The 6,167-nt window shown below is 37.6% G+C and carries 7 protein-coding genes; 2 read left to right on the top strand and 5 right to left on the bottom strand.

The window, feature by feature from the left end; genetic code table 11:
* Positions 1-240 precede the first annotated feature (240 nt).
* From NI468_RS15745 to mobQ, 5 genes are all read right to left on the bottom strand, one after another.
* Positions 241-942 carry an IS1 family transposase gene (locus tag NI468_RS15745; RefSeq protein ID WP_005263793.1) on the bottom strand — a complete coding sequence of 234 codons (702 nt, stop codon included), beginning with the start codon at positions 940-942 and terminating at the stop codon, positions 241-243.
* A complete protein-coding gene (locus NI468_RS15740; protein WP_228277153.1) occupies positions 939-1,328 on the bottom strand; it encodes a hypothetical protein in 390 nt (129 codons plus the stop codon). The genes NI468_RS15745 and NI468_RS15740 overlap by 4 nt, the downstream gene beginning before the upstream one ends.
* A 518-nt stretch (positions 1,329-1,846) precedes the next feature.
* On the bottom strand, positions 1,847-2,389 hold the full coding sequence (locus tag NI468_RS15735; RefSeq protein WP_004896925.1) for a plasmid replication DNA-binding protein: 543 nt from the start codon (positions 2,387-2,389) through the stop codon (positions 1,847-1,849).
* Between the two features lie 66 nt (positions 2,390-2,455).
* Complete coding sequence (repM, locus tag NI468_RS15730; RefSeq protein ID WP_004896921.1) at positions 2,456-3,385, bottom strand: replication initiation protein RepM; 930 nt, start codon at positions 3,383-3,385, stop codon at positions 2,456-2,458.
* Between the two features lie 537 nt (positions 3,386-3,922).
* On the bottom strand, positions 3,923-5,359 hold the full coding sequence (gene mobQ / locus NI468_RS15725) for a MobQ family relaxase (protein WP_253102581.1): 1,437 nt from the start codon (positions 5,357-5,359) through the stop codon (positions 3,923-3,925).
* Positions 5,360-5,568: 209 nt separating this feature from the next.
* On the opposite strand from mobQ, the gene NI468_RS15720 reads away from it, so the two are divergent.
* Together NI468_RS15720 and NI468_RS16305 are read left to right on the top strand one after the other, a co-directional pair.
* Positions 5,569-5,835 carry a hypothetical protein gene (locus NI468_RS15720; protein WP_006581723.1) on the top strand — a complete coding sequence of 89 codons (267 nt, stop codon included), beginning with the start codon at positions 5,569-5,571 and terminating at the stop codon, positions 5,833-5,835.
* A gap of 17 nt (positions 5,836-5,852) precedes the next feature.
* Entirely contained in the window at positions 5,853-5,984 is a 132-nt protein-coding gene (locus tag NI468_RS16305) for a hypothetical protein (RefSeq protein WP_254894336.1), read from the top strand.
* Positions 5,985-6,167 lie beyond the last annotated feature (183 nt).

Raw genomic sequence — 6,167 nt, 5'->3', positions numbered from 1 at the left:
TACAAAATTGTAAATTTTGCAAAGTTCTTCCATTTTTTATTGGCAAAAGCTTACAGAATCGAACATAAAAAAGCCGACTTGTTTCAAAATCGGCTTTTTTATGGTTTTTAGATTTTTATGGTTTGAATAAGTATCTGATATTTATATTAATATACAAGTGTACTTCGTATAACCGCCATTATGTTAAATGGAGGCTTTCACAGTTAAAATTTTGGTGGTGTTTCAAAAAGTATGCTGGCGTTAAACAAATCCGTTATTAAGGTAAAAGAAAGTCAAATCAAAGGCTTTAAAATGATTTTCGAGCTTTTTAGAAAAGTTGCAACTTCTCCTAAATCCACGCCTGATTCGATGACGAATTCTACAGTTGTTACCTTCAATACCGACGGTAAAAAACTTACCGATCACTTGCTTGCAACATTGAAATGCTGTGATAAAACTATCCCAGTGATCACTCGCAATTCCAGCATATTGAACCCCAAGCTTTTTAAGTCTAGCTTTAAGACGTTGAACCGTTGCTAAATCCCGCTTACCCCAAACATAAGCAACAACTTCTCCAGATTCTCGATGGTAGGCATAAATAAGCCATTGTTTATTTTTCTTATTCCCTACAAAAGTCCAAAGTTCATCGACTTCAAGACATTCGTAGTGGCTTTGTTTAGGCTGAATCTGATAGATCGATTCACTTAAGGTTCGTAATACCTTGCCAATGCTGATACGCTCGACTTCAGCAATATCTCTTACACCGCTTCCTCTGACCATTAAATGTAATATCTTGCCGGTAATACCTGAGTTACATCCTTGATAGCTTAATGCATGATCACCAATAAACTGACGTTTGCAATCTTTGCATTGATGGTTTTGTTTCCCATCTACTTTGATGCCATTTCTCTTTATATTGTTACTTAGACAGGTAGGACATTTGATTTGTAGCGTTATTTTCATACCTCTATTTTATCAAAAGCCATATTGTTTTTTTCAGCATACTTTTTGAAACACCACCAAAATTTAGTATTTAAGTATTCGATAAAACCCTCAATTTTCTTAATCACGTATAAGCAGATATACAAAGGACTCAGATTATCTTGCTGAGCTTTCTGTACTCTATACTTCGCCCTTTCTAAGACAGCAATTACATAGTGTATAGAGCTTTTTAGAATTTTTTTAGAATCTTTTTTTGAATACAGATAACAATCAATTTTTTCAAAAGGCCCATCATTGACCAATATTTCCAATATAGTGTCGCTAATGGATTTACTTATTGATTGCTCCATATGTTCAAATTCATATGAATGTAGAGCTTGTGCTATAACTATTTGAAGATTCTTCATTATGATTATTTAATGTTAGCCAATTTTGATCCTAGCATTATTTCCTGAAAAGAAAAAGCGTATAAAACCTAAAGTAAACATTGAGTTATTTTTTATTCTTCGTTATGAAAAGTTAAAAAAATGATTCTAGGGCCAGAGCTGACTTGGAATTTAATGGCGTTAAAGTACCTGCTGGTCATGTCCATGCAACATTAATGGCCGCTTTTGAATTTGCATATGCTCAAGTAATATCAACTGAAGATTATGTTGGCTAAAGCTTAAGATTTCCTAAAATTAACATAATACACCTTATACGAAATGCTTGATATTTCTCTTTAAATATCATTATATTAACGTAAGCCGTTCTGGAGTATAGGGCACCAGAACGGCTTTTTATTGATTATTCATGTTCCACGATCACTAATTGAGCGATGTTCCACGGTTTTATTCAGTTTTAATAAACATCATCCGGTTTTTTGAGGAGTCATTATTTCAAGTGCTTGCACTGAAATTGGCTCTTCAAAAAACTGGAGTCTTGGCTAACCATATGGAAGGAAAAAGCGGCTTAGGAAGCCTCTCTTCTTCTGTTCTGGTTCAACATGCTCCGGGATAGGAATACGCTTATTGTCTTGCTGAGGAGTAGTCAATTCGTCATAGTTCGTTGCTAGTTCCGACCGAGGATCCGTTGCTATATCCTGTTTAAAGCTCTGATCGGTAAAGGTAGTCATATTGGCTTTTGGTGCTTCTAGTAAGCGCTGCATAGCTTCAATCTGTTCTTGATAAAACGATTCACGTTCTAAAGATTGATTTTCTCTCTGTATTGCCTGATTTAATTGTTTTTCCAGTATGTCAACTTGACGTTTTAGTAAGTCAACTTCTGTCAAGTTTTGACTGTTAATTGATTGACTTTGATTGACTGTATCCTCTTTTTTTTGTGGTTCCCCAAAAACTCTTAGGGCCTCTGAAAAGTCAATTAATCCATCAGATCCTTTAGATAAATTTCCTTTGTTTATATGTGCATATATGGCTTGTCTTGAATATCCATAAAGCTTAGCTAACTCTGAAACTGACAGTTTTTTCATTATGTAAACCAGTTTTCAACTTGTGTTAATACCTGACTGTTAACTTAACAATTTCAATTAACAATGTCATTGAAATCCTAATTTTCTGAGTAAAGGAAGTAATTCCTTAAATTTCTCTGCATCTTGCAGCATGGCAGCTATACGTACAGCAAACTGCTGATAGCTTTCTGTGCCTTGTGAATATTTACTCATCTCAGGAAGCTCTGAGAGCTTGTTGGCGAATAGATGGCGTTGTTTATCTGTTATTTTTGAAAAGAGGTCTAATGTATTCGGATCTCTTTTAGATTCGACTGAATGCGTGGCTGATTTTTTCTGTTTAAAGCTAAATGAAAAACCAGTAATAGATCTACCTGTTTTATGCTGTTCAACTTTGACAGTAATATCGGTATGTTCATTTACTTGTTTTAATGCAATGTCTAAAACATATTTTTTAAAATCATACATTCGTTTGTATTCAGTCTCGAGTACACCTATTTTTTGTCTAAAATCATACATAGTTATGAGAGGCGTTTTTCCAGTACTACGCCATGCAATCAATATTTCATATAAACGAACAGCATAAGCACTTGTTAAATTACTTATTTGTTGTATTTCATACTTTGTAAATTGTTCTTCTAACCTAGTAATTAAAGGCACAATAGCAGGGGCAAAAATAAGTCTAACGACAGCTTCATTATCAATATAAGCCACCTCGCTCACCCATCTTGATTTGTGATTAATAATGTTACCTTTTTCACTAAGACTCTGATAACTGAATTGTCTTGCAAACAAGTCATCGCAAGCATCTTTTAACGCCTGATAAGCCGTATTTCGATGTACACCAAACTGATTAATATAACTTTCAGCATGAACTGTTAGTGGATCATTAGCATTTATCCCTTTACCCGATTCCCTTGCTTCAACAATAGCTAGGAGAATTAACCTCTGTTCAACTAGATCGAGGTTATAACTGGCATTGATTAAGGCGTTATCTTTAACAACTAGTTCTGTTTTCATATGAAAAGATTATATTTTTAATTCAATAAGACGAGGTTATATAATTATCTCGCTTAATGCAAGGTAAACCTCGTTTTAATGCAAGGTAAACCTCGTTTTAATGCAAGGTAAACCTCGTTTTAATGCAAGGTAAACCTCGTTTTAATATCTCTAGAACCATTATGAATAAAGGATTACAGCTTAATTAAAAGCATTTAAAAGCTTAAAAATAATTAAAAGCCCAGGGAGTAAAAAATTGCCCTTGGTTTTCGCTTCGCTCAAACTCTATTGAATCTCGCTTTCGCTCGATTCGTCGGGGCAATTTTTGCTTCATATTTTCGTGAATTTAAGAAAAAGCAAAAGCAAGATCAAAAGCAGCTCGGAATTCGCTTCGCTCATGAGCTTTTTTTCTCGCTACGCTCGATTTAGGAATCAAACTTGGAAAGTTCGCACCCATGCGGGATGCTCTGCCATGCAGGTGATTGATGGATAGGGAGCTTGTAATCAGGGAAAGGGATGGGCAAATTTTCTCAGTTCGCTCGTAGACACTCGCTCTGTTTAGCGACTCATGCCACGAGATTTCATTTTAGGCACATGTTGCTGTGCTTTGAGCTGTTGTTCTTGTCTGAGTTTCATCTGTTGTTCTGCTTTGATCTCATCCACACATTTTTTAATGACTTGATAGGATGGGTATAGAGTCTGGTATTGCTTGGCTTTGGCCGGATGTTGTTGTTGGTACTGCTTCCAGGCATGTTCTTTAAACTTTTCATTTTCCAATAAATCTTTCACACCATCTTTTTTCTGGTGTTCATGCTGACCTTTCAGCTTTTTGTGTTCCTGGTAAATCGCATCACGTTGGGCTTCCCAGGCTTTTTTTCCAAACAGTAAGGGTTTGTTCTGGATTAATTCGTTGTGTTGATCGACCAGGCTTTGCAATTTGTCATGACTTTGCTTGAGTCCGCTTTTCACGATCTCCTGGGCAAGCTGCTGATTGAACTCGTTTTGATGTTTGTGGTGCTTGGTCAGGTTTATTTCGGCTTGTTTGAGATTGCGCTGCATAAAATCCAGGTCTAGATTCGCGTCTTTTGCGCTGATTTCGCGTTTTAGCACTTTGCCAAGGGTCTCCCTCTGTTTTTCCTCAAACAGGGCTTTTTCGTCAATTGGTGGTGTTTTAGCGCTATTTTTGATTTGGATCTGCTGTTCTGTTTTCAGTTTTCTGAGTTTTATCTCATTTTCAGCAATTAGAACGTCCATATTTTTGCCGTATTGCAGCTGAGCTTGATTTCTCTGTTTGATTTCATCATTGCTTCGGCTGATTTCGGTCTCAATCCCTTTTCGGCGTAGTTCGGTGACTTTCGGTCCTTCGTGCAGGGTCGCTTCCAGGCCATTCTCCTGATCTTTGTAGCTGCGGTGGTCGACTCGGGCGGTGTATCCGGCTAGATCCAGGTGCATATTGCAGATATCGGCAAAGTGTTCGCGCCAGTGCTCAATTTCTCCACTGTGTTTCTGATCCAGTTCCCGGGTTTTATCGGTAAAGCCTTCAGGCGTGAGTTTGCGTGTGCTCATCAGGATATGGGCGTGATAATTGCGTTCATCACTGCCGGATCCGGTATGCGGTGCATGGACACAGGCATCGACTGCAACCTGGTGTCTGTCCACAATGCGAGAACATAGTTCTTCAAGCATGGCCAGACGTTGTTCCTGGTTCAACTCACTGGGAAAGGCAATTTCAAATTCCCGGGCGACTGTGGAATTTTTCCGGGTTTCCCGTTGCTCTACTTCGTTCCAGAGTTTTTCCCGGTTTTTTAAATGCTTTGGGGCGCCTTCGGGTAAATAAATTTCTTTGTATTCCACACCGGTTTTCCGGCTGTAGTCATGTTCTTTTCCTTCACGTTCGCAATAGATCTTTTCACCTGCCCGATAGGCAATCGAAGCAGTGGCGGAACGCCCTGCTGATCGTGCTACGGTTTTGACTGAAAAGTGGTATATCGCCATGACTGCCTTTTGTTTTTTAAATTTCACGAAGTGGAATTACAACCGTGGAACGGTTGTTGGGGTATTGGGGGAACCCCAATCGTACTTGCAAACGAAGTTTGCATAAGTGCGCTCTTCGAGGAAAACATTACTATACATATAGCACCTTGAATGCATATTCAAGTGCGCTTATGTTAGGGATGGTTTCCCAGGATGATGGTATTGGATTAATGAGCGTTACTGAAACACTAGACAGCAAAATTAAAGCCCAGGAAGAAAAGCTGAAACAGCTTAAAGCTCAAAGACAGGCAGCACTTGCAAGAGAACGTGCTAAAGAGAAAGAACAGGCTCGTAAAGATGATACTAGACGCAAAATTCTAATCGGATCTTGTATGCTAAAAATCACTGAAGAAGATGAACAGGCCCGGGCAAAATTGATTGCACAGATGGACAAGTATTTGACTGATGAACGTGATCGTAAGCTCTTTAATTTATAAGTGATAGGAAATCAATCATGGCATTGAGCCAATTCGATATTATTAAGTCTTTAGGTGAATCTATTGAATGGTTTGAAAAAGAACTCTCTTGGGGAATGCCTATTGCAGAATTAAGGCATTTAACAGGAAGAATTGGGAACTTTATGTAGCTATGATGACCTTAGGACAATTAGCTGATTCAGTTAATCAGAGAGGTTATGATGTAGTTTCCAGTACTGGACGGCTTTGTTGCACAAAGATATCATAACTATATGATTTTAAAAGTTTTGATTATTTTTTGATCCAAAATTAAATTTATTTAAATCAGATGCTTACATATTTATGCAACAAAG

Origin of the sequence: Acinetobacter lwoffii (assembly GCF_024129355.1) — a bacterium.
Classification (GTDB): domain Bacteria; phylum Pseudomonadota; class Gammaproteobacteria; order Pseudomonadales; family Moraxellaceae; genus Acinetobacter; species Acinetobacter lwoffii_I.
Note: the sequence above shows the minus strand (reverse complement) of the source record. Positions and strands in the feature narration are given on the sequence as shown.

Excerpts from the sequence above, each read along its gene's own strand:
- NI468_RS15720 (WP_006581723.1), top strand. The coding sequence starts at position 5,569 with ATGAGCGTTACTGAAACACTAGACAGCAAAATTAAAGCCCAGGAAGAA.
- repM (WP_004896921.1), bottom strand. The coding sequence starts at position 3,385 with ATGAAAACAGAACTAGTTGTTAAAGATAACGCCTTAATCAATGCCAGT.
- mobQ (WP_253102581.1), bottom strand. The coding sequence starts at position 5,359 with ATGGCGATATACCACTTTTCAGTCAAAACCGTAGCACGATCAGCAGGG.
- NI468_RS15740 (WP_228277153.1), bottom strand. The coding sequence starts at position 1,328 with ATGAAGAATCTTCAAATAGTTATAGCACAAGCTCTACATTCATATGAA.
- NI468_RS15735 (WP_004896925.1), bottom strand. The coding sequence starts at position 2,389 with ATGAAAAAACTGTCAGTTTCAGAGTTAGCTAAGCTTTATGGATATTCA.
- NI468_RS16305 (WP_254894336.1), top strand. The coding sequence starts at position 5,853 with ATGGCATTGAGCCAATTCGATATTATTAAGTCTTTAGGTGAATCTATT.
- NI468_RS15745 (WP_005263793.1), bottom strand. The coding sequence starts at position 942 with ATGAAAATAACGCTACAAATCAAATGTCCTACCTGTCTAAGTAACAAT.